At 73.4% G+C, this 21,500-nt stretch carries 20 protein-coding genes; 8 read left to right on the top strand and 12 right to left on the bottom strand.

Annotated elements, in window-relative coordinates; translation table 11 throughout:
• Positions 1-24: 24 nt before the first annotated feature.
• Both glgX and treY read left to right on the top strand, forming a co-directional pair.
• Positions 25-2,193, top strand: a complete 2,169-nt coding sequence (glgX, locus tag I4I82_RS26265) for a glycogen debranching protein GlgX (protein ID WP_218596532.1) — start codon at positions 25-27, stop codon at positions 2,191-2,193.
• 572 nt (positions 2,194-2,765) lie between these two features.
• Positions 2,766-5,081: a malto-oligosyltrehalose synthase gene (treY, locus tag I4I82_RS26260; RefSeq protein WP_218592911.1), complete on the top strand. Its 2,316-nt coding sequence runs from the start codon at positions 2,766-2,768 to the stop codon at positions 5,079-5,081.
• A 1-nt stretch (position 5,082) separates the two neighbouring features.
• Here the strand turns inward: treY and I4I82_RS26255 are convergent, their stop codons facing one another.
• Positions 5,083-5,922 carry a DUF8692 domain-containing protein gene (locus I4I82_RS26255; protein WP_218592910.1) on the bottom strand — a complete coding sequence of 280 codons (840 nt, stop codon included), beginning with the start codon at positions 5,920-5,922 and terminating at the stop codon, positions 5,083-5,085.
• Positions 5,923-6,156: 234 nt separating this feature from the next.
• Between I4I82_RS26255 and treZ the strand changes: the two genes are divergently transcribed.
• A complete protein-coding gene (gene treZ, locus I4I82_RS26250; RefSeq protein WP_218592909.1) occupies positions 6,157-7,896 on the top strand; it encodes a malto-oligosyltrehalose trehalohydrolase in 1,740 nt (579 codons plus the stop codon).
• A 64-nt stretch (positions 7,897-7,960) separates the two neighbouring features.
• Here the strand turns inward: treZ and I4I82_RS26245 are convergent, their stop codons facing one another.
• A complete protein-coding gene (locus I4I82_RS26245) occupies positions 7,961-8,953 on the bottom strand; it encodes a malate dehydrogenase (RefSeq protein WP_226370255.1) in 993 nt (330 codons plus the stop codon).
• A 139-nt stretch (positions 8,954-9,092) separates the two neighbouring features.
• Here I4I82_RS26245 and I4I82_RS26240 point away from each other — a divergent pair, with 139 nt between their 5' ends.
• Genes I4I82_RS26240 through I4I82_RS26230 form a run of 3 tightly spaced genes read left to right on the top strand, consistent with a single transcriptional unit; the run spans position 9,093 to position 11,896 of the window.
• Complete coding sequence (locus I4I82_RS26240; protein ID WP_218592907.1) at positions 9,093-10,268, top strand: DUF418 domain-containing protein; 1,176 nt, start codon at positions 9,093-9,095, stop codon at positions 10,266-10,268.
• A 13-nt stretch (positions 10,269-10,281) separates the two neighbouring features.
• On the top strand, positions 10,282-11,442 hold the full coding sequence (locus I4I82_RS26235) for a DUF418 domain-containing protein (RefSeq protein WP_218592906.1): 1,161 nt from the start codon (positions 10,282-10,284) through the stop codon (positions 11,440-11,442).
• Positions 11,443-11,452: 10 nt separating this feature from the next.
• The gene (locus I4I82_RS26230; protein WP_218596100.1) at positions 11,453-11,896 is read left to right on the top strand and encodes a hypothetical protein; all 444 of its coding nucleotides are present in this window, start codon (positions 11,453-11,455) and stop codon (positions 11,894-11,896) included.
• Here I4I82_RS26230 and I4I82_RS26225 read toward each other — a convergent pair.
• From I4I82_RS26225 to I4I82_RS26190, 8 genes are all read right to left on the bottom strand, one after another.
• Complete coding sequence (locus I4I82_RS26225; RefSeq protein ID WP_218591917.1) at positions 11,868-12,353, bottom strand: CoA-binding protein; 486 nt, start codon at positions 12,351-12,353, stop codon at positions 11,868-11,870. The genes I4I82_RS26230 and I4I82_RS26225 overlap by 29 nt on opposite strands.
• Complete coding sequence (locus I4I82_RS26220; RefSeq protein WP_218591916.1) at positions 12,350-13,648, bottom strand: O-acetylhomoserine aminocarboxypropyltransferase/cysteine synthase family protein; 1,299 nt, start codon at positions 13,646-13,648, stop codon at positions 12,350-12,352. The genes I4I82_RS26225 and I4I82_RS26220 overlap by 4 nt, the downstream gene beginning before the upstream one ends.
• Positions 13,641-15,056, bottom strand: coding sequence for a hypothetical protein (locus I4I82_RS26215; protein WP_218591915.1), 1,416 nt, complete (start codon positions 15,054-15,056; stop codon positions 13,641-13,643). Before I4I82_RS26215 ends, I4I82_RS26220 begins: the two co-directional genes overlap by 8 nt.
• The gene (locus I4I82_RS26210) at positions 15,053-15,385 is read right to left on the bottom strand and encodes a hypothetical protein (RefSeq protein ID WP_218591914.1); all 333 of its coding nucleotides are present in this window, start codon (positions 15,383-15,385) and stop codon (positions 15,053-15,055) included. Before I4I82_RS26210 ends, I4I82_RS26215 begins: the two co-directional genes overlap by 4 nt.
• 97 nt (positions 15,386-15,482) lie before the next feature.
• Positions 15,483-16,124 (bottom strand): DUF3558 domain-containing protein, encoded by a 642-nt coding sequence (locus I4I82_RS26205; RefSeq protein ID WP_218596099.1) that lies wholly within the window; start codon positions 16,122-16,124, stop codon positions 15,483-15,485.
• On the bottom strand, positions 16,106-16,387 hold the full coding sequence (locus I4I82_RS26200) for a hypothetical protein (protein ID WP_218591912.1): 282 nt from the start codon (positions 16,385-16,387) through the stop codon (positions 16,106-16,108). Before I4I82_RS26200 ends, I4I82_RS26205 begins: the two co-directional genes overlap by 19 nt.
• A 156-nt stretch (positions 16,388-16,543) precedes the next feature.
• The gene (locus tag I4I82_RS26195) at positions 16,544-17,131 is read right to left on the bottom strand and encodes a DUF3558 domain-containing protein (RefSeq protein WP_218591911.1); all 588 of its coding nucleotides are present in this window, start codon (positions 17,129-17,131) and stop codon (positions 16,544-16,546) included.
• 430 nt (positions 17,132-17,561) lie between these two features.
• Positions 17,562-18,470, bottom strand: coding sequence for an acyl-CoA thioesterase (locus I4I82_RS26190; RefSeq protein WP_218591910.1), 909 nt, complete (start codon positions 18,468-18,470; stop codon positions 17,562-17,564).
• A 71-nt stretch (positions 18,471-18,541) separates the two neighbouring features.
• Here I4I82_RS26190 and I4I82_RS26185 point away from each other — a divergent pair, with 71 nt between their 5' ends.
• Complete coding sequence (locus I4I82_RS26185) at positions 18,542-18,862, top strand: ArsR/SmtB family transcription factor (RefSeq protein WP_218591920.1); 321 nt, start codon at positions 18,542-18,544, stop codon at positions 18,860-18,862.
• Entirely contained in the window at positions 18,859-19,365 is a 507-nt protein-coding gene (locus I4I82_RS26180; RefSeq protein WP_218591909.1) for an SRPBCC domain-containing protein, read from the top strand. The genes I4I82_RS26185 and I4I82_RS26180 overlap by 4 nt, the downstream gene beginning before the upstream one ends.
• A 12-nt stretch (positions 19,366-19,377) precedes the next feature.
• Here the strand turns inward: I4I82_RS26180 and pyk are convergent, their stop codons facing one another.
• Positions 19,378-20,799 (bottom strand): pyruvate kinase, encoded by a 1,422-nt coding sequence (pyk, locus tag I4I82_RS26175; RefSeq protein ID WP_218591908.1) that lies wholly within the window; start codon positions 20,797-20,799, stop codon positions 19,378-19,380.
• A 63-nt stretch (positions 20,800-20,862) separates the two neighbouring features.
• Positions 20,863-21,498 carry a DUF2461 domain-containing protein gene (locus tag I4I82_RS26170; protein ID WP_218591907.1) on the bottom strand — a complete coding sequence of 212 codons (636 nt, stop codon included), beginning with the start codon at positions 21,496-21,498 and terminating at the stop codon, positions 20,863-20,865.
• Between the last annotated feature and the right edge of the window lie 2 nt (positions 21,499-21,500).

The following is a 21,500-nucleotide window of genomic DNA, read 5'->3' as shown; positions in this document are numbered from 1 at the left end:
GAACCGAGCGATTGCGAGAACAGCATGCGGCCGTGGCCGGGTCACGCCTACCCCCTGGGTGCCACCTACGACGGCGCAGGCACCAACTTCGCCCTCTTCTCGGAGGTCGCGGAGAAGGTCGAGCTGTGCCTGTTCGACGAGGACGGCGACGAGAAGCGCGTCCCGCTCGTCGAGGTCGACGGCTTCGTCTGGCACGGCTACCTGCCCACGGTCGAGCCCGGGCAGCGCTACGGCTTCCGCGTCCACGGCCCGCACGACCCGTCCCAGGGCCTGCGGTGCAACCCGCACAAGCTGCTCATCGACCCCTACGCGAAGGCCCTCGACGGTCCGGTGGAGTGGGACGAGGCCGTGTTCGGCTACCCCTTCTCCGACCCCGACGCCCGCAACGACGCCGACTCGGCGCCGTTCGTGCCCAAGTCCGTGGTCGTCAACCCGTTCTTCGACTGGGGCTCCGACCGCCCGCCGAAGATCCCCTACAACGAGTCGGTCATCTACGAGGCGCACGTCCGCGGCCTCACGATCGCCCACCCCGACATCCCCGAGCCCCTGCGCGGCACCTACACCGGCCTCGCGCACCCGGCGATGATCGAGCACCTGAAGAACCTGGGCGTCACGGCCGTCGAGCTCATGCCGGTGCACGAGTTCCTCAACGACCACCACCTGCAGGAGAAGGGCCTCTCCAACTACTGGGGCTACAACACCGTCGCCTTCCTCGCCCCGCACCACGCCTACGCCATGGGCAACAGCCGCCCCGGCAACCAGGTGCAGGAGTTCAAGGCGATGGTCCGCGACCTGCACGACGCGGGCATCGAGGTCATCCTCGACGTGGTCTACAACCACACCGCCGAGGGCAACGACATGGGCCCGACGCTGTCCATGCGCGGCATCGACAACCACGCGTACTACCGCGTCGTCGAGGACGACCAGCGCTACTACATGGACTACACGGGCACCGGCAACTCGCTCAACGTCCGCAATCCGCACACGCTCCAGCTGATCATGGACTCGCTGCGGTACTGGGTCACCGAGATGCACGTCGACGGCTTCCGCTTCGACCTCGCGTCCACCCTCGCCCGCGAGTTCTACGACGTCGACCGGCTGTCGGTCTTCTTCGACCTCGTGCAGCAGGACCCGGTGATCAGCCAGGCCAAGCTCATCGCCGAGCCGTGGGACGTCGGCCCCGGCGGCTACCAGGTCGGCAACTTCCCGCCGCTGTGGACGGAGTGGAACGGCAAGTACCGCGACACCGTCCGCGACTTCTGGCGCGGCGAGCCCGGCACCCTCGGCGAGTTCGCCCAGCGCCTCACCGGCAGCTCCGACCTCTACCAGAACGACGGCCGCCGCCCGTTCGCCTCGATCAACTTCGTCACGGCGCACGACGGCTTCACGCTCAACGACCTCGTGTCCTACAACGAGAAGCACAACGAGGCCAACGGCGAGGACAACAACGACGGCGAGAGCCACAACCGCTCCTGGAACTGCGGCGTCGAGGGCCCCACCGACGACGAGGCCGTCCTCGAGCTCCGCGCCCGCCAGCAGCGCAACATCATCGCCACGATGCTCATCAGCCAGGGCGTGCCGATGCTGCTGCACGGCGACGAGCTCGGCCGCACGCAGAACGGCAACAACAACGTCTACTGCCAGGACAGCGAGATCGCCTGGGTCGACTGGTCGCTGGCGGGCAAGAACGCACCGCTGATCGGCTTCACCGCCGGCATGGTGGCGCTGCGCCACGCCCACCCGGTGTTCCGGCGCCGCCGCTTCTTCGCCGGGCGCCCGATCGGGCCGCGGCAGCGGGCCGGCGCGGGGGCGGCGCTGCCCGACATCGCCTGGTTCACCCCCAGCGGCGAGGAGATGACCGAGCAGGACTGGGACTCCGGGTTCGGCAAGTGCGTCACGGTGTTCCTCAACGGCGAGGGCATCTTCGACGTCGACGCGCGCGGCGAGCGGGTCGTCGACGACTCGTTCGTGATCGCCCTCAACGCCCACTACGAGGACATCGACGTCGTGCTGCCCGGCTCCGCCTACGGGTCCCGCTGGGCCGTCGTCGTCGACACGACCAGCGGGATCGTCACCACGTTGGCCACCGCGCCGGGCATGGCGGCGGCCGAGCCCGACACGGTCGGCGCGGGCGACACGTTCACCGTCACGGCCCGCTCGCTCGTGGTCTTCCAGCGCACCGAGGGGCCGTGACCGGTCCCGCTCCGGCGGAGCACTAGGGCGCCAACCCGGCATCCGGCGCCACCGCCACGTCCAGGACGAGGGGGTGCGCCGGGCGGCGAGGCCGGGCACCTCGGCGTCGAGGACCGCGAGCAGGTCGTCGTGGTCCCCGACCCGCCGGGCCCGGCAGCCCAGCGAGTCGGCCAGCCCCGCGATGCTCACCTCCTCGAAGGCGGGCCACGGGGCCCGGCCGCGCCGTGCTGCTCGGCGAGGCGGTCCATCACCGCGTAGCGGCCGTCGGCGAGCAGCCCGCCCATCGCGGCTGAGGGGCCCCGGCGGGCGCCGGGCCGGGAGCAGCCGGTGCAGGTCGGGACGGCGCGGCGGCGTCTCCACCACCACCGACTCCGCGGGCAGGCGGGCGGCGAGCGCGGCGAGCACCTGGGCCGCACGCAGCGGCTCCCCCGGCCCCGGGGCCGCGGCCGACCGGTTCAGGCCCGGGACCGAGCCGTGGCAGGGCTCACGCGGACCGCGCGTAGGGCCCGCTCGCCCGGCCGGGAACGGGGTCGTCGGATAGGTTCTCGCGCGTGCCAGATGCTCGGAGAACCGTGGCCCCGTCGTCCACCTACCGGCTGCAGTTCTCGAAGGACACCACCTTCGACGACGCCGTCGGCCTGGTCCCCTACCTCGACGCCCTCGGCGTCGGCGCCCTCTACGCCTCCCCGCTGCTCGAGTCGGGCGCGGGCTCCAACCACGGCTACGACGTCGTCGACCCGACGCGCGTCTCGGCCGAGCGCGGCGGCGAGGAGGGCCGGCGCCGGCTCGTCGACGCGGTGCGCGCGGCCGGGCTCGGGTTCGTCCTCGACATCGTGCCCAACCATGTCGGCGTCGAGGTCGCGAAGGCCAACCCGTGGTGGTGGGACGTGCTGCGGCTGGGCCGGGAGTCCGAGCACGCCGACACGTTCGACATCGACTGGGACGCCGGGCCCGTCCTGCTCCCGATCCTGGGCGACGACTCGGTCGACGACCTCACCGTCGTCGACGGCGAGCTGCGCTACTACGAGCACGCCTTCCCGATCGCCCCCGGCACCGGCGAGGGCACCCCGCAGGAGGTGCACGAGCGCCAGCACTACCGCCTCGTGCACTGGAAGCGCGGCGCCGCCGAGCTCACCTACCGCCGCTTCTTCGACGTCTCCACCCTCGCCGCCGTGCGCGTCGAGGTCCCGGAGATCTTCGAGAAGACCCACCGCGAGGTGCTGCGCTGGGTCGACGCGGGCGACGTCGACGGCATCCGCGTCGACCACCCCGACGGCCTGGCCGACCCCGGCGCCTACATGCGGATGCTGCGCGCGGCCATCGGCCCCGAACGCTGGTTGCTGGTGGAGAAGATCCTCGGCGTCGGCGAGGACCTGCCACCCTCCTGGCCGGTCGACGGCACCTCCGGCTACGAGGCGCTGCGCGAGGTGCAGGGCGTGTTCGTCGACCCCGACGGCGCCGGCCTGCTCACCCAGCTCGCCGCCGAGCACACCGGCGGCAAGCAGAGCCTGCACGCGGCCGAGCACGACGCCCGCCGGGAGGTGGCCGGCACGATCCTGGCCGCCGAGGTGCGCCGGATCGCGGCGACCGCCGCCCGTGCGTGGCGAACAGGGCCGGAGCCACGTTTTCCGCTCACGAGCGTCGAAGACGCCGTCGCCGAACTGCTGTGCGGCTTCCCGGTCTACCGCTCCTACCTGCCCGAGGGCCGCGACACCCTCGACACCGCCGTCTCCGTCGCCCGCACGCACCGCCCCGACCTCGCCGACGTCCTGGACGCGATCCGCGCCACGATGCTCGCCGAGCCGGGCGCCGAGCTCGCCACCCGTGTGCAGCAGACCTCGGGCATGGTCATGGCCAAGGGCGTCGAGGACACCGCCTTCTACCGCTGGAACCGGTTCGTCGCGCTCAACGAGGTCGGCGGCGACCCGGCCCGCTTCGGGGTCTCCCCCGGCGAGTTCCACACCGCGCTCGCCGTCCGCGAGGCGTCCTGGCCCGCCACGATGACCACCCTCTCGACGCACGACGCCAAGCGCTCCGAGGACGTCCGCGCGCGGCTGGCCGTGCTCGCCGAGATCCCCGGCGAGTGGGCCGAGAAGTTCCACCGCTGGTCCGCGGCGCACCCGCTGCCCGACCGCTCCCTGGACCTGCTGGCCTGGCAGAACCTGGTCGGCGCCTGGCCCATCTCGGTCGAGCGGATGGCCGGCTACCTGGGCAAGGCGTCGAAGGAGGCCAAGCTCGTCACCAGCCACGTCGAGGCCGCGGCCGAGGTCGACGAGGCCGTGACCGCGTGGCCCGCGGCCGTGATGGCCGACGCGGCGATCGTCGCCGAGATCGAGCAGTTCGTCGCGCGGATCTCCGGACCGGGCCGCGCCAACTCCCTGGGGCAGAAGCTGCTGCAGATCGCCGCGCCCGGCGTGCCGGACGTCTACCAGGGCACGGAGCTGTTCGAGTACTCGCTCGTCGACCCCGACAACCGCCGCCCGGTCGACTGGGCCGAGCGCCGCGACCTGCTGGCCCGGCTCGACGGCGGCTGGCTCCCCGACGTCGACGCCGACGGGGCCGCGAAGCTGCTCGTGACGATCAGCGCGCTGCGCCTGCGCCGTCGCCGCCCCGGGCTGTTCGACGGCTACCGCGCGGTGCCCGCCCAGGGCCCCGCGGCCGGGCACGCGGTCGCGTTCTCGCGCTCGTCGTCGCTGGTGGCCGTGGCGACGCGGCTGCCGGTCGGGCTCGCCGCGCGCGGCGGCTGGGGTGACACCGTCCTCCCGCTGCCCGACGCGGCCACCGACTGGGTCGACGTCGTCAGCGGCACCGCCGTCGACGGATCGGCGCTCGCGCTGGGCACGCTGCTGGCCCGCTATCCGGTGGCGCTGCTGGTGCGCCCGGAGTAGCTCAGGAGCGGGCCGAGACCACCGGGATCCGGTCGGTCTCGGCCGCGTCGACGGTGGCGGGAGCGGCCGGTGCGGCCTGCTCCTCGTCCTCGTCCGGCCCGCCCTCGACGAGCGAGCGGTCGGCCACCCGCAGGGCGACGCTGCCGCGGGCGCGCCGGACCTGCAGCAGGCCGAGCGCGCCCCGCAGCACGATGATCATGCCGAGGTCCTCGGTGATCTCCTCGACGTGCGTGCCGATCTGCAGCGGCGCGCCGTCGAGGCCGGGGCGGTCGAGGAACCCGTTGACGGTCTCGAAGCCCAGCGATGCGACGAAGAAGACCGCGATGCCGAGCAGCAGGTCGCGCCGGGCCGCGCCGCGCAGCCGCGTGGCCAGGCGCCAGAACGCCCACACCACCCCGGCCCCGATGACGGCGCCCGGCAGCACCCAGGCGTACTCGAACGGCCCGAGGTCGTCCTGGGCCATGAGGTCGCCCAGCGCCCTGAGGTGCTCGTGCAGCGCGGCGAAGTCGTCGAACCCGAGCAGGGCGAGCACCAGCGCCACCACGAGGAACGGCGTGCGCATCCGGCCCCCGGCCAGCACGCCGGCCAGCGCGAGGAGCGCGGCCGGGGCGAGGAACGTCAGGACGCTGAAGAACGTCGGGAGGTTCATCTCCTCGGAGACGCCGAAGAACAGCCGCACCGGCGAACCGGGCGCGGACATGACGTCGACGCCCGGGGCGATGTTGGGCAGCCCGATGCTGAGCAGCCCGAGCACGAACGCGGTGACCGCGAGCGCCAGGGGGAGGTGCGGCGCGAGGGCGCGCCAGGCCGGGTCGTCCCGACCACGTCGGTGTCCCGCCATGCGCCCTCCCCGGTGCGATGCCTGGGTCGGCATCGTATGGGTGAACGCCGGGCGTCGCGCGGTCGACTCCCGGGTGACGACGGGCGCTCGGCCAGGCGGACGCTCGTCCGGGAGGGGTATGTCCGGTAACCGTCCGGACGACCGGTTCCGGCGGCGCCTCCGGCCGGCATCCTGTCAGCAGACCCACACCCGCCGCGCCCAGCGGCCGGGCCGCCGAACCGGCAGGATTCGCGCGTGACGGATTTCGAGGTGTGGGCCCCGCACCGCAACCAGGTACGGGTGCTCGTCGACGGCACCACCCACTCCATGACCCGTGACGGCGCCGGCTGGTGGCGGGCCGACGTCGAGGGCGCCGGACCCGGCACGGCCTACGCCTTCCTGCTCGACGACGACGAGACACCGCTGCCCGACCCGCGCTCGCGGTGGCAGCCGACCGGCGTGCACGGCGCCTCGCGGCTCTACGACGAGGGCGCGCACCGCTGGCAGGACCGCATGTGGACCGGCCGCGCGCTGCCCGGGGCCGTCCTCTACGAGCTGCACATCGGCACGTTCACCGGCGAGGGCACGTTCGACTCCGCAATCGGCAAGCTCGACCACCTCGCGGCGCTCGGCGTCGACATGGTGGAGGTGCTGCCCGTCAACGCCGTCGACGGCCCGCGCAACTGGGGCTACGACGGCGTCGGCTGGTACGCCGTCACCGAGAACTACGGCGGCCCCGACGCGTTCAAGCGCTTCGTCGACGCCTGCCACCTGCGCGGGATGGGCGTCGTGCTCGACGTCGTCTACAACCACCTCGGGCCCTCGGGCGCCTACCTCGACCGGTTCGCGCCGTACTTCTCCGGCAGCAACATCTGGGGCCCGTCGGTCAACCTCGACAAGGCCCACTCCGAGCCGGTCCGGCGCTACGTGATCGAGAACGCGCTGATGTGGCTGCGCGACTTCCACGTCGACGGCCTGCGCCTCGACGCCGTCCACGCGCTGCACGACGAGCGCGCCACGCACGTGCTGGAGCAGCTCGCGATCGAGGTGGAGGCGCTGGCGACGCACGTGGGCCGGCCGCTGTCGCTCATCGCGGAGTCCGACCTCAACGACGCCCGGCTCGTCACGGCCCGTGAGGGCGGCGGCTACGGCCTGCACGCGCAGTGGTGCGACGACATCCACCACTCGCTGCACTCCACGCTCACCGGCGAGGGCCAGGGCTACTACGCCGACTTCGCCACCGCGGGCCTCACCGGGCTCGCGCACGTGTTCACCCGCGCGTTCCTGCACGAGGGCACGTGGTCGAGCTTCCGCCAGCGGCTGCACGGCGCGCCCGTCGACACCCGCCGCGTCCCGGGCCACCGCTTCCTCGCCTACCTGCAGAACCACGACCAGATCGGCAACCGCGCCACCGGCGACCGCCTCACCCAGACCCTCTCCCCCGGCCTCCTGGCCTGCGGCGCGGCGCTGCTGTTCGGCTCGCCGTTCACGCCGATGCTGTTCATGGGCGAGGAGTGGGGCGCGCGGACGCCGTGGCAGTTCTTCTCCCACTTCCCCGACCCCGCGCTGCGCGAGGCCGTCCGCAAGGGCCGCACGGCGGAGTTCGCCGAGCACGGCTGGGGCGATGTGGAGGTGCCCGACCCCAACGCGGAGTCGACGTTCACCGACTCCGAGCTCGACTGGGACGAGCAGCTCCAGGAGCCGCACGCCACCCTGCTGCAGGTGCACCGCCAGCTCATCGCGCTGCGCCGCGAGCACGCCGAGCTGTCGGACCCGTGGCTCGACGAGGTGGAGGTCGACATCGACGAGACCGCCCGCACCGTCGTCCTGCACCGCGGGCGCCTGCGCGTGGCCTGCAACCTCGGCCCCGACCCCGTCACGCTCTCCCTCAACGCCTCCGTCGGCCGGATCCTGCTGGCCTCGGAGCCGGTCGAGGGCCAGGACGGGGCGTTGACGCTGCGGCCCGAGTCGTTCGCGGTCGTGCAGGTGGGCTGACGCGCCCGCCGGACGAACGACGGCCCCGCTCCGGTCCGGAGCGGGGCCGTCGGGACGCTGGGTGTCAGAGCAGGCCGAGACCCTTCACGGCCTCGCGCTCCTCCACGAGCTCGGCGACGCTCGCGTCGATCCGCTGGCGGGAGAAGTCGTTGATCTCCAGGCCCTGGACGATCTTCCACTCGCCGTTCACCGAGGTGACCGGGAACGAGGAGATGATGCCCTCCGCGACGCCGTAGGAGCCGTCGGACGGGATGGCGGCGGAGGTCCAGTCGCCCTCGGGGGTGCCGTTGACCCAGTCGTACACGTGGTCGATGGCGGCGTTGGCGGCCGACGCGGCGGACGACGCGCCGCGCACCTCGATGATCTCGGCGCCGCGCTTGGCGACGCGCGGGATGAACTCGTCGCGCAGCCAGGACTCCTCGACCTGCTCCGCGGCGATCTTGCCGCCGACCTCGGCGTGGTAGAGGTCGGGGTACTGGGTGGCCGAGTGGTTGCCCCAGATCGTGAGCTTCTTGATGTCGGTCAGCGGGACGTCGAGCTTCGACGAGAGCTGCGCGAGCGCGCGGTTGTGGTCGAGGCGCGTCATCGCCGTGAAGCGCTCGGCCGGCACGTCGGGCGCGGCGGCCGAGGCGATGAGGGCGTTGGTGTTGGCCGGGTTGCCGACCACCAGGACGCGGATGTCGTCGGCGGCACCGGCGTTGATCGCGCGGCCCTGCGGGGCGAAGATGCCGCCGTTGGCCTCGAGGAGGTCACCGCGCTCCATGCCCTTGGTGCGGGGGCGCGCGCCGACGAGCAGGGCGACGTTGGCGCCGTCGAAGGCGGCGGTGGCGTCGTCGGTGATGTCGATCCCCGACAGCAGCGGGAAGGCGCAGTCCTGGAGCTCGAGCGCGACGCCCTCGGCGGCCTTCACCGCCTGCGGGATCTCCAGGAGCCGCAGCCGGACCGGGGTGTCCGGTCCGAGCAGCTGGCCGGACGCGATGCGGAAGAGCAGCGCGTAGCCGATCTGTCCGGCGGCTCCGGTGACGACGACGTTGACGGGGGCGGTAGGCGCAGACACGGCAGGGAATCTAGCCCTCGACGCCCCCGGGTGCCGCGACGGGCGGCACACCGGGGCCCCGGAGTGCGCAGCGACACACGTGCGGAGATGGTCCGATCGATCGACGACGACCGTGACGAACAGCCCTAGCGTGACGCCCATGACCGAAGTGGACGCAACGCCCACGAGCGCGCGGGCGCTCGCGCCCGACCTCGCCCGCGGCGCGATGCTGCTGCTGATCGCCCTGGCGAACGTGCACCTGTGGACCTACGGCCACCCCCTGGGCCCGCGCGGCTACCCGCGTGATCTGCCCGGCGCCGACCAGGTGGTCGCCCTCGTGCAGATGGTGCTGGTCGACGGCCGGGCGTACCCGATGTTCGGGCTGCTCCTGGGCTACGGCACCGGCCAGCTCGCCCGGCGCCGCGCCGCGGGCGGGGAAGCGCCGGACGCGACCGTGTCGCTGGTGCGCCGGCGCGGCGCCTGGATGCTCGTGATCGGGCTGGTCCACGGGGTGCTGCTGTGGTCGGGCGACATCGTCGGCGCCTACGGGCTCCTCGGGGTCCTGCTCGCCGGGCTGCTCGTGCGGGGCTCCGAGCGCGCGCTGCTCCGCGTCGCCGTCGTCGGGACCGTGCTGACCGGCCTGTTCTACGCCGGTTCCGGGTTCACCCTGCCGGGCGACCCGCAGGCGTTCCTGTTCTCGATGTCGGTCGCCGATCCCGGGGCCGCGCTCGTCTCGCGGGCGACCGAGTGGCTGACGATCGGACTGCTGCTTCAGGCCTTCGGCGTGTTCGGCGCGGTGGCGCTCGGCGCGTGGGCGGCGCGCCGGGGCTTCCTCGACGACCCGGCCCGCCACCGGCCGTTGCTGCGGCGCACCGCGGTCGTCGGCGTCGCGCTGGCCGTGGTCGGCGGGCTGCCGCTGGCTTTGATGGCCGCGCAGCTGTGGACGTCTCCGCCCCTGGCCGCCGTGGCCGTCGCCGGCACGCTGCACACCCTCGGCGGCTACGCGGGCGGGGTCGGGTACGCCGCGGCGTTCGGGCTGCTGGCCGTGCGCGCCGGTTCCGGCGGCGGTCGGTTCGTGCGCGCGCTGCGGTCCTGCGGCCAGCGGTCGCTGTCGTGCTACCTCGCGCAGTCGGTCGCGTTCGCCGCGCTGCTGCCCGCCTGGACGCTCGGTCTCGGCGGGAAGGCGCACCTGTGGCAGACCGCACTGCTGGGCGCCGGGGTCTGGCTGGTGGTCCTGGTTGTGGCCGCGGCGACCGCACGGGCGGGGCACCGGGGTCCGGCGGAGGTCCTGCTGCGGCGGCTGACCTACCGGAACCGGGCCGTGTCCCGCACCTGAGAGGGTGTCGGGCATGACGACCGCGGCGGACCCCGGCGCCACCCCGCCCACGGCGCGCGCCCTCGCGCCCGACCTCGCCCGCGGCGGCATGCTGCTGCTCATCGCGCTGGCCAACGTCCACACCTGGCTCTACGGGCCCGGCGTGGGCGTGCGGTCCTACCCCGGTGGCCTCGACGCCCTCGACCGCGGTGTCGCGCTCGTCCAGATGCTGCTCGTCGACGGCCGGGCGTACCCGCTGTTCGCCCTGCTCTTCGGCTACGGCATCACCCAGCTCGCGTGGCGGCGGGCGCAGGTGGGGCTGGCGGCGGGCGTCGTCACGGCGCTGGTGCGGCGGCGCGGGCTGGTCCTCGTCGGCATCGGGTTCCTGCACGGCGTGCTGCTGTTCTCCGGCGACATCGTCGGCGCGTACGGGCTGGTCGCCGTCGTCCTGGCCGGGGTGCTGGTCGCGGGATCGGACCGGACGCTGGTCGTGACCGCGGTCGTCGGCCTGGTGGTGTCGGCGCTGATCTCGCTGCTCAGCGGGCTGCCGCTGCCCGAGGAGGCGCTGGCACTCCGCTCGGTCGCCCAGCCCGACCCGGCGTTCGCGCTCGTGCTGCGGGCCGTCGAGTGGCTCTCCAGCGGGTTCGTGCTGCAGGCGGTCGCGGTGTTCGGGATGGTCGCGCTCGGGGCGTGGGCGGCGCGGCGACGACTGCTCGACGAGCCGGCCGCCCACCGCGCGCTGCTGGTGCGGGTGGCCGTCGGCGGGCTTGTGACCGCGGTCGTGCTGGGCCTGCCGTTCGCGCTCGCCGCGGCGGAGCTCGTGCCGCAGGGGGTCGGGGCGCTGGTGCTCGGCGCGGGGCTGCACACCGTCGGCGGGTTCGCGGGCGGCGCCGGGTACGCGGCGCTGTTCGGCCTGCTCGCGCTGCGGGCCCCGGGTCCGGTGTCCGGCGCGCTCGTCGCGTGCGGGCGGCGGTCGCTGTCGTGCTACCTCGCGCAGTCGGTGGCGTTCGTCGTGGTGATGCCCGCCTGGACGCTCGCGCTCGGCGAGCGGGCGAGCGTCGCGCAGGCGCTGGTGATCGCCGTCCTGACGTGGCTGGTCGTGCTGGCGGTCGCCGTGGTGTCGGAGCGCGCGGGGGTCCGCGGGCCGGCCGAGACGCTGCTGCGCCGCCTGACGTACGGGGCGCCGCGCCGGTAGCGTCCCCGCGGTGAACCAGCCGCGACCCGACGACGGGACCGACCGGGACGCGCCGCCGTCGTGGATGGGCGCTCCCGGCTACGTGCCGGCGCCGCCGAACCTCATGCCGCACGCGCCGATGCCCGGCGCCCCGCCCTACCCGGCGCACGTCGACCACCCGCCGCCCCCCGTCGGCGACCGCGGCCGCACGGGCTACCTGCGCGCGCTCGCCGCCACCGCGGTGTGGGCACTGGCGAACCTCGTGGTGGTGCTGGTCGTCTCCGGGCCCGCGCCGTCGCCGGAGGCCCTGGGCCGCGTGGTCGGGGCGCTCCTGCTCGCCGCGGTCCTGGCCGCCGTCGGCGTGTGGCTGGTGCTGCGCAGGCGCAGGCGGGCGTTCTGGGTCGTCCTGCTCGTCGCCCTGCCGTTCTTCCTGGTCCTGCGCCTGCTCAGCGCGGCGGGCGGCGTCGCGAGCTGATCACGCCGGTGTCGAACCCGGCGATGTGCAGGCCGCCGTGGAAGCGCGCGTGCTCGATCTTGAGGCAGCGGTCCATGACGACCTCCAGGCCGCCGGCCTCCGCCCGCCGTGCCAGCTCCTCGTCGAACAGGCCGAACTGCAGCCAGAACGTGCGGACGCCCTCCCCCAGCGCGAGCACCTCGTCGAGGACCCCGGGAAGGTCGGCCGGGCGGCGGAACACGTCGACGAGGTCGGGCACGACGGGCAGGTCGGCCAGGCGCTTGTGCACCGGCCGGCCGAGGATCTCCTCGGCGTGCGGGTTGACGAAGTGGACGTCGTAGTCGGAGCTCGTGAGCAGGTAGGTGGCCACGAAGTTGCTGGCGCGCGCCGGGTTGGGCGACGCCCCCACCACCGCGACGGAGCGCGTCTCCCGCAGGAGCTGCTGGCGGCGCGTGGCGCTCGGGTTCTCCCAGCTCATGCCGACGCCCCCTTCGACGCCGCGGCGAGCGCCTGGTCGAGGTCCCACAGGATGTCGTCGACGTCCTCCAGCCCGACGCTGATCCGCACCAGGTCCGGGGGGACCCCGGCGTCGCGGAGCTGGTCGTCGGTGAGCTGCTGGTGGGTGGTGGAGCCGGGGTGGATGACGAGCGTGCGGGAGTCGCCGATGTTGGCGAGGTGGCTGCACAGCTGCACCGACTCGATGAACCGCTGCCCCGCCTCGCGCCCACCCGCCACGCCGAAGGAGAACACCGCGCCCGGTCCGAGCGGCAGGTAGCGGGCGGCCCGGTCGTGGTGCGGGTGGTCGGGCAGACCCGCCCACTTGACGTAGGACACCCGCGGGTCGGCGTGCAGCCACTCGGCCACCGCACGGGCGTTCGCCACGTGCGCCTCCATGCGCTGCGGCAGCGTCTCCACGCCCTGCAGCAGCAGGAACGCGCTGTGCGGGGCGAGCGTGGCGCCGACGTCGCGCAGCTGCTCGGCGCGGAGCTTGGTGAGGAACCCGAACTCCTGGAAGTTGCCCCACCAGTTGAGACCGCCGTAGGACGGGATCGGCTCGGTCATCATCGGGAAATTGCCGTTGCCCCAGTCGAACCGGCCGGACTCGACGATCACCCCGCCCAGCGTGGTGCCGTGGCCGCCGATGAACTTGGTGGCGCTGTGGATCACGATGTCGGCGCCGTGCTCGATCGGGCGGCAGAGGTAGGGCGTGGCCATGGTCGCGTCGACGACGAGCGGCAGCCCCGCCGCGTGCGCGACGTCGGCGAGCCCCGCGAGGTCGGCGACCTCCCCGCCCGGGTTGGACACGACCTCGGCGAACACCAGCTTGGTCTCCGGCCGGATCGCCGCGGCGAACGACGCCGGGTCGCCGCCCGCGACGAACGTGGTGTCGACGCCGAAGCGGCGCAGCGTCACGTCGAGCTGGGTGATCGTGCCGCCGTAGAGCCCGGCCGCGGCGACGATGTGGTCGCCGGCGCCGGCGAGCGCGGCGAACGCGAGGAACTCCGCCGACTGGCCCGACGCCGTCGCGACCGCCCCGATCCCGCCCTCCAGGCTCGCCATCCGCTCCTCGAGCACCGCGACGGTGGGGTTGGCGATGCGGCTGTAGATCAGCCCGTACTTCTGCAGCGCGAACAGGCTCGCGGCCTCCGCGGTGTTCTCGAACACGAAGCTCGTGGACTGGTAGATCGGCACCGCCCTGGCCCCGGTCGTGCTGTCGGGGACGTGCCCGGCGTGCACGGCGCGCGTGCGGAAGCCCCAGCTCCGATCACTCATGCCTCCCATCTTGCCCTGGCAGCCGCCCGTGCTCGTCGGGGATCAGGTCGTCGGGGGTGATGACGGCCGGCTGGACCCACCGCCGGTCGGTGAAGGCGCCGGAGTCGTCGACGAGGTAGGAGGGCCGGCGGCGCTCGGTGCCCTGCCCGGCGCCCCCGGTGCCCGCCATGGGCGGGTACATGCCATGGGATGTCGACGATCGGGCTCCGGGCGTCTGACCAGCGGTGCCGCTCGTACCCGCACCCGGCCGCGCCGCAGTCTCGGCGGGCGCACGGGATGTCGGTTCGGTCGGGAGGACGACGCTGCGCCAGCCCGGCGAAGGCGACCGCGGAGGCGTGCCCGGGACGACCGGCCGCGGGCCCGACGAGGTGCGCGGGTCGGCCGCGGCGCGGGTCCAGGGGCCGGGTCCGGTGCCGCGGGCGCCGGGCGATGGGGCGGTGCGGCCGATGGGGGTGGTGCTGCCGGGGCTGTACGGACCGGGTGTCGACGGCGCTGCCCGGTTCGTCGGGCTGCCGGGCGATCCGCTCGGTGTCGGTCCCGTGGCGCGGGCGGCGGGCTCGAGGCCCGGGCCCCTTCCGGCCGGGCCTGTGCCGCCGCCCGGGAGGGGGACCACTCCCCCGGGCACCGCGGAACCGGGCGGGCCGGCGCCTCCCGCTGCTGCGCTCGGAACGGCGCCCGGTCCCGCACCGCCCGGCCCCGTGCCGTTCGGTCCGGCGCCGCTCGGTCCCGTGCTGCTCGGGAGCTCGACCGCACCTGCCGGTGACAGGGCGGCCGGCGCGGCCCAGCCACTGCCGGCGGGTCCTTCCCCTGCCCCGCCCGGTGCCACACCCGGCACGGCTGCCGACGCCGGCTCGACGGTCACCGTCGGCGGCACGGTCCAGAAGTCGAGCGTGCGGCGGGACTCGAACCCGATGTTCTCGTAGACGCGGGCGTCCTCCGCGGCCTTCGCCGCCGCCCCGTCACGGCGCGCCTGCTCGGCCTGCACGACGGCGAGGTCCGCCGGCGTCGCCCCCTGCGGGCCGTAGGTGGCGTTGCGCTCGAGCGCCTCCGTGATCGTCTCCGCCGGCACCGGCGGGTTGTCGCGCAGCTGGCTGCGCAGCGTCGCCGCCCCGTAGGCGTGGGCGGTGACGGCCTCGGCCGTCGTGGCGGCGTCCTGCGCCGCGTCGATCGCCCACCGCCCCAGCGGGCTGATCCCGGTGCGGGCGGCCTCGGCCGCGTCCCCCGACCACTCCGACTCGCTCTCCCTCATCGCCGCGGTGAGCCGCCCCTCGATCTCGGTGATGAGCTTGCCCATGCGGCGCCACTGCTGCTCGGCGTCCATCGACACCGCCGGCCCCAGCCCCCCGTTGACGACGGCCTCGTGGAGGGCGGCGTGGTCGAGGCCCTGCCAGACGACGGGGCCGGTCACAGCCGCCCCACCAGCGCGGTGTTCTCGTCCTCGGTGCGACGGTAGTCGGCCTCCATCGCGGCGAGCTGGTCGCGGACCCGCACGAGCTCGGCCTCGTAGGCCAGCAGCGCCTGGTACGGCCCGTCGGGGGCATCCATCACGCGGCGGTTGTAGAACTCGAATGTCTGCCGGCTCACCGGGTCACCGAGCCACGGACCGGCGAGGTACCCCACTTCACCCAGCCTCCGCAGCTGCACGCGCAGCTCGACCAGCGAGTCCTCGTACGCCGCTCTCATGCGGGAGAGCGCCCCAGGACCGACCCGCAGGGTTGCGGGCGGGTAGTCGGTCATCGCGGCCTCCCTCGAATGCCTCGGGTCGGCGCAGAGTTGGTGGATCAGCCGTCACACCGGCGGAGATCTGAGCAGGAGTGTGCACCTGCGAACGAACTCAGTTGTTCGACAGCAGGGTGTCCATAGCCGACCCGGCTACCGCGATCGCACCCGTGCACAAGTCGTCTTGCGGAACTGTCGGCCGTCCGCCGCCGTCGCGGTACTGCACGTTCATCGCCTGACCCGGACCCAGGTCGATCACCACCGAGCACAACCTCAACTGCTCGGGTGGCTCTGCCAGCACCGCCGGCATGCCCCGGACCTCGATCACGGTCACGTCGGCACGCACGCGCGAGGCCGCGAACGCATCCACACCCAAGCCGTCATAGGGCAGGGCGACCCCGACCGCTACCTCACGGAGACCGGAGCCGCCGACCGTGCAGGCCGGTTCCGGCCCCTCGAAGAGCGGTGACACCTGCACGTCGTACGCCGGCTCGGCGTCCAGCCCGAGCTCCGCACGCTGGGTCGACGTCAGCAGCGAGCAGGGGTCGACGCCGCGGATGTCGATGTCCCTGGGCCGCGGAGGCAGCGGCACCTCGGTGGCCGGAGCCTCGGGCGACGTCGCAGCCCCCGCGGTCTCCCGCACACACCCGGCCAGCGACGCGCACAGCAGCACCCCGACCAGCACCGACACCACCCGCCGCACAGCCGAACCGTAGCGCGACCGCGCGCTGCCGATCATCACAATCGACGGCCCCACAGCTCGACGTTCTCGCCCTCGGTGCGGCGGTAGCCGGCCTCCATCGCCCCCAGCTGGTCACGCACCCGCACGAGCTCTGCCTCGTACGCCAGCAGTGCGTGGTACGGCCCATCGGGGGCCTGCATCACGCGGCGGTTGTAGAAGTCGAAGGTCTCGTAGCTCACCGGATCGCCGAGCCATGGACCAGCCAAGTGGCCGACGTCGTCCAGCTTGCGCAGCTGGACCCTCAGGTCGTCAAGTGCGTCGTTGTATGCGGCGCGCATCGCTGGCAGAGCACGCGGGCTGACCCGCAGAGTTGCAGGCGGGTAATCAGGCATCGCGACCTCCAGAACGCCGAGCCCAAGCAGGTGGAGCGCAGGCTAGATCGCGGACGGTGTGCAGAAGGGCGATCGGCGAAGCGATGTGCGATCGCGAATGAGTTACGCGAGCTCGAGAAGTGTTCGCATGGCTGCGTCAGCGACGTCGACAGCGCCCGGGCACAGATCGCTTGGAGGTACAGGCGGTCGCCCGCCACCGTCGCGATACTGGACGTTCATCGCCTGCCCCGGCGCGAGGTCGACCACGACCGTGCAGGACGTCACCGATTCCGGCTGCACCGCCTGAACGGCCGGAAAGCCCTGGACCTCGATGATCGTGACCGTCGATCGCACCCGATACGCAGCGAAGGCGTCGGCTCCTAGCCCGTCGTGAGGAAGTGCCACTCCCACGGCGACAGCCCGCGGTGAGTAACCGCTGGTCGTGCAGGCGGGTTCTGGCCCCTCGAACAGCGGCGAGCGGGCGACGTCGTAGTTCGGCTCCCCGTCGAGACCTAACTCTGCGCGTTGAAATTCAGTGAGCAACGAGCAGGGGTCGACGTTGCGGATGTCGATGTCGCGCGGCCGCGGAGGGAGTCGTACCTCGGTGGCCGGCGCTTCGGGCGAGGTCGCAGCCCCCGCCGTCTCCCGCACGCAACCGGCCAGCGACGCGCACAGCAGCACCCCGACCAGCACCGACACCACCCGCCGCACGCCAGAACGGTAGCGCGGTCTCCTGGATCGACGGGCCGTTCCGGACACGACGAGCCGAACGTGCATCGACCCGACCTTCCCGCGCGCGTTCCCGTCTGCCGCGCGCGTTCCCCGCTCCCGCGCGCCCCCGGGAGCCCGCGGGAGCAGGTTCAGCGCGCAGGAACGCCGAGACGGCACAAACCACTGCATTCAGCGGTTCAACTCCGGTCGTCGCCGCGCGGGACAGGTGCGCAAGCGCAATCCCCCAGGCTGACTCCATCGCAGGCCGGCGGAGGCAGCGGTGCCCTTCCCGCGCGCGTTCCCGTCTGCCGCGCGCGTTCCCAGCTCCCGCGCGCCCCCGGGAGCCCGCGGGAGCAGGTTCAGCGCGCGGGAACTCCGCAGGACGGCGCCGGCCACCGCATCCACGCGCCCTCAGCACCGACCACGGGCGTCAGCCCCGTGGCACCCGCACCAGCCCCTCCTGCACCGTGGTGGCGATCAGCGTGCCGTCCTCGGTCGTGAACCGGCCCGTCGCCAGCCCCCGCGACCCGGACGCGGCGGGCGAGAAGGTGGTGTAGAGCAGCCAGTCGTCGGCGCGGAAGGGCCGGTGGAACCACATCGCGTGGTCCAGGCTCGCCATCTGCACCGGCTGCTCGGAGCGGTCGTGGCGGGCGAGGACCGAGCCCAGCAACGTGAGGTCGCTCGCGTAGGTGAGCAGGCAGACGTGCAGGAGGCGGTCGTCGGGCAGGCGGCCGTCGGCGCGCATCCACACCCGGTTCGGCTCCTCCGACGCGTCGACGCGGTCGTCGGACCACACCGGCTCGTCGACGAACCGCATGTCCAGCGGCCGCGGGATCTGGCTCATCCAACCGGCGCCTCGGCCCTCGGCGACGCGCTGGCCGAGGTCGGGCAGCGTCAGCGGGCCCGGCACGTCGACCGGGGCGGGGGTGCTGTGCTCCAGCCCGTCCTGCGGCAGCTGGAACGACGCCGACAGGGAGAAGATGGCCTCGCCGTGCTGGATCGCGAGGACCCGGCGGGTCGTGAACGAACGGCCGTCGCGGACCCGCTCGGCCTCGTAGACGATCGGCACGCGAGGGTCGCCGGGCCGGATGAAGTAGGCGTGCAGCGAGTGCACCTCGCGGTCGTCGGGCACCGTGCGCCCGGCCGCGACCAGCGCCTGCGCGGCGACCTGCCCCCCGAACACGCGGGTCGGGCTCTGCGGGGGGCTGACCCCGCGGAACAGGTTGACCTCCAGCTGCTCGAGGTCCAGCAGGTCGACGAGCGCGTCGAGGACGGCCTGGCCGCGCGGCATCCCGTCGGCGGCGAGCTCGGGCTCGGTGGAGGTGCTCACGCCCGGCATCCTCTCAGGTCGCGGGCCGACCGTTGACATGTGACCTTTTAGTCACCTATCTTTCTCGCGTGGCCGACGGCATGGACGACGACGACCGGGTCTTCAAGGCCCTCGCCGACCCGACGCGCCGCCACCTGCTCGACCGCCTCTTCGCCCGCGACGGCCGCACGCTGACCGAGCTCGAGTCGGAGCTGGAGATGACGCGGTTCGGCGTCATGAAGCACCTCAAGGTGCTGGAGGAGGCCGGGCTCGTCGTCAGCGTGAAGTCCGGGCGCGAGAAGCGGCACTTCCTCAACCCCGTGCCGATCCGGGTGGTCCACGACCGCTGGATCGACAAGTTCACCGAGCGCCGGGTCACCGCGCTCCTCGACCTCAAGAACGAACTGGAGAACCCGTCATGACCTCGACCCTGACCACCACCCAGGTCCACCGCGTCTACATCAAGGCCACCCCCCAGGCGATCTGGGACGCCATCACGAAGCCGGAGTGGACCAACCGCTACGGCTACACCGGCTACGCGCACTACGACCTGCGCCCGGGCGGCGCCTACGAGGTGCGTGCCAACGACGAGTTCAAGGCCGCGGCGTCCGCGCAGGGCTTCCCGTGCCCGGACGTCGTCGTCGAGGGCGAGGTCATCGAGGCCGACCCGCCGAACCGCCTGGTGACGACGTTCCGCATGCTCATGGACCCGGGCACCGCGGCCGAGCCGCCCTCGCGGATCACGCACGAGATCGTCGACCTCGGCGGGTTCTGCGCGCTGACCCTCACCCACGAGCTCGAGGGCGCGCCGCAGCTCGCCGCCGTCGTCACCGGCACGGTGGGCGGCTCGGGCGGCGGCGGGCACGCCTGGGTGCTCAGCGATATGAAGTCGCTGCTGGAGACGGGGTCACCGCTGGCGGGATGAGCCCTCGGTCGGCTAGCCCATGTCCTCCTCACCCAGGCGGTGCACCCGGATGAGGTTGGTGGAGCCGGCGGTGCCGGGCGGCGACCCGGCGACGATGACGACGAGGTCGCCGGGCTGGAAGCGCTCGATGGACAGCATCGCGTGGTCGACCTGGCGCACCATGGCGTCGGTCGACTCGACGAAGTCGACGAGGAACGTCTCCACGCCCCAGCTCATCGCGAGCTGGCTGCGCACCTCGGGCGTCGGGGTGAACGCGAGCAGCGGGAGCCGGGTGTGCAGCCGCGAGAGCCGGCGGACGGTGTCGCCGGACTGCGTGAACGCGACGATCGCGCGGGCGGAGAGCCGCTCGCCGATGTCGCGGGCCGCGTAGGACAGCACGCCGCGCTTGGTGCGGGGCACGTGGTTGAGCGGCGGGACGTTCACCGGCCCGTCCTCGACGGCCTCGATGATCTGCGCCATCGTGCGGACTGTCTTGATCGGGTAGCGGCCGACGCCGGTCTCGCCGGACAGCATCACCGCGTCGGCGCCGTCGAGCACCGCGTTGGCGACGTCGGACGCCTCGGCGCGGGTCGGGCGCGAGTTGGTGATCATCGACTCCAGCATCTGGGTCGCCACGATCACCGGCTTCGCGTTCTCCCGCGCGATCTGGATCGCGCGCTTCTGCACCAGCGGCACGTGCTCCAGCGGCAGCTCGACGCCGAGGTCGCCGCGGGCGACCATCACGGCGTCGAAGGCCAGGACGATGGCCTCGAGGTTGTCGACGGCCTCGGGCTTCTCCAGCTTCGCGACGACCGGCAGCCGGGCGCCCTTCGCGTCCATGATCTTGTGGACGAGGTCGATGTCGGCCGGGCTGCGCACGAACGACAGGGCGACGACGTCGACGCGGAGGTCGAGGGCGAACTCCAGGTCGGCGATGTCCTTCTCGCTCATCGCGGGCACGGAGACGTTCATGCCGGGCAGCGAGATGCCCTTGTTGTCGCTGACCGGGCCGCCCTCGGTGACGCGGCAGACGACGTCGAGGCCGTCGACGGCGGTGACCCGCAGGCCGACCTTGCCGTCATCGACGAGCAGGCGGTCGTCGGGGCGGGCGTCGGCGGCAAGGCCCTTGTAGGTGGTCGAGACGCGGTCGTGGGTGCCCGCGACGTCCTCGACGGTGATCCGCACCTCCTCGCCGGTGCGCCACTCCGTGGGCCCCGCGGCGAAGCGGCCGAGGCGGATCTTGGGCCCCTGCAGGTCGGCGAGGATGCCGACGGCCCGGCCCTCGGCGTCGGCGGCCTCGCGGACCATCTCGTAGACGCGCTTGTGGTCGTCGCGGTTGCCGTGGCTGAAGTTCAGCCGGGCGACGTCCATCCCCGCCTGGACGAGCTCCCGGATGCGGTCCGGGGTCGCGGTGGCGGGTCCGATGGTGCAGACGATTTTGGTGCGACGGGTCACAGGACCTGATTCTAGACCGCTCTCTGGAACGATCAGGAAGGGCGGTGGGATGAACGTTCGGCGCTACCGGCGCGGCTGGTCGCTGGGACCCACGTGGTCGGTCAGCCACTCGAGCAGCGGCGTCGCCGCGCGCCACGTCCCGACCACGCGCTCGAGCGCTTCCGGGCCGTGCAGCACGTCGTCGGGCGGCCACTCCCGCCAGGCGTAGAGCGACTTGTGGCGCAGCAGGTCCAGGCGCGGGTGGTCGGGGTCGACGCCCCGCGGGCGCGTCTTGAGCTGCTCCCCCGCCGTGGCGACGCCGTGGTCGGCCAGCGCCGCGAGCCGGGCCTGCAGGTCGGAACCGCGGCGCTCGTCGTCGACGGCCGTGCGGAAGCGCGCCACCTGGTCCGGCGCCATCCGGTAGTACCCGCCCGCGGCCATCAGGCCCTCGCTGCCGACCTGCACGTAGAACCCGCCCGCGGTGGCCCCGCAGTGCGTCTTGTACGGCGTCTTGTCGGCGGAGAACCGCACGTCGCGGTAGGGCCGGAAGATCTTGCCCGCACCGAACTCGGGCTCGCACGCGGCGAGGAGCTCCTGCATCGGGGCGCGGACGTCGCGCTCGTAGACGGCCCGGCGGTCGGTCCAGTAGGCCTTGGAGTTGTCGGCGAGCAGGCCGTCGTAGAACTCGACGGCGTCCTCGCCGAAGCCCCCGAACGCCATGG

It is taken from the genome of Pseudonocardia oceani, from assembly GCF_019263585.2.
GTDB lineage: Bacteria > Actinomycetota > Actinomycetes > Mycobacteriales > Pseudonocardiaceae > Pseudonocardia > Pseudonocardia oceani.
Note: the sequence above shows the minus strand (reverse complement) of the source record. Positions and strands in the feature narration are given on the sequence as shown.

What these genes read in the sequence shown, in the direction of transcription:
- glgX (WP_218596532.1), top strand. Translation starts at nt 25, where the DNA reads ATGCGGCCGTGGCCGGGTCACGCCTACCCCCTGGGTGCCACCTACGAC.
- I4I82_RS26255 (WP_218592910.1), bottom strand. Translation starts at nt 5,922, where the DNA reads ATGGCGGGACACCGACGTGGTCGGGACGACCCGGCCTGGCGCGCCCTC.
- I4I82_RS26240 (WP_218592907.1), top strand. Translation starts at nt 9,093, where the DNA reads ATGACCGAAGTGGACGCAACGCCCACGAGCGCGCGGGCGCTCGCGCCC.
- I4I82_RS26235 (WP_218592906.1), top strand. Translation starts at nt 10,282, where the DNA reads ATGACGACCGCGGCGGACCCCGGCGCCACCCCGCCCACGGCGCGCGCC.
- I4I82_RS26225 (WP_218591917.1), bottom strand. Translation starts at nt 12,353, where the DNA reads ATGAGCTGGGAGAACCCGAGCGCCACGCGCCGCCAGCAGCTCCTGCGG.
- I4I82_RS26220 (WP_218591916.1), bottom strand. Translation starts at nt 13,648, where the DNA reads ATGAGTGATCGGAGCTGGGGCTTCCGCACGCGCGCCGTGCACGCCGGG.
- I4I82_RS26210 (WP_218591914.1), bottom strand. Translation starts at nt 15,385, where the DNA reads ATGACCGACTACCCGCCCGCAACCCTGCGGGTCGGTCCTGGGGCGCTC.
- I4I82_RS26200 (WP_218591912.1), bottom strand. Translation starts at nt 16,387, where the DNA reads ATGCGCGCCGCATACAACGACGCACTTGACGACCTGAGGGTCCAGCTG.
- I4I82_RS26190 (WP_218591910.1), bottom strand. Translation starts at nt 18,470, where the DNA reads ATGCCGGGCGTGAGCACCTCCACCGAGCCCGAGCTCGCCGCCGACGGG.
- I4I82_RS26185 (WP_218591920.1), top strand. Translation starts at nt 18,542, where the DNA reads ATGGACGACGACGACCGGGTCTTCAAGGCCCTCGCCGACCCGACGCGC.
- I4I82_RS26180 (WP_218591909.1), top strand. Translation starts at nt 18,859, where the DNA reads ATGACCTCGACCCTGACCACCACCCAGGTCCACCGCGTCTACATCAAG.
- I4I82_RS26170 (WP_218591907.1), bottom strand. Translation starts at nt 21,498, where the DNA reads ATGGCGTTCGGGGGCTTCGGCGAGGACGCCGTCGAGTTCTACGACGGC.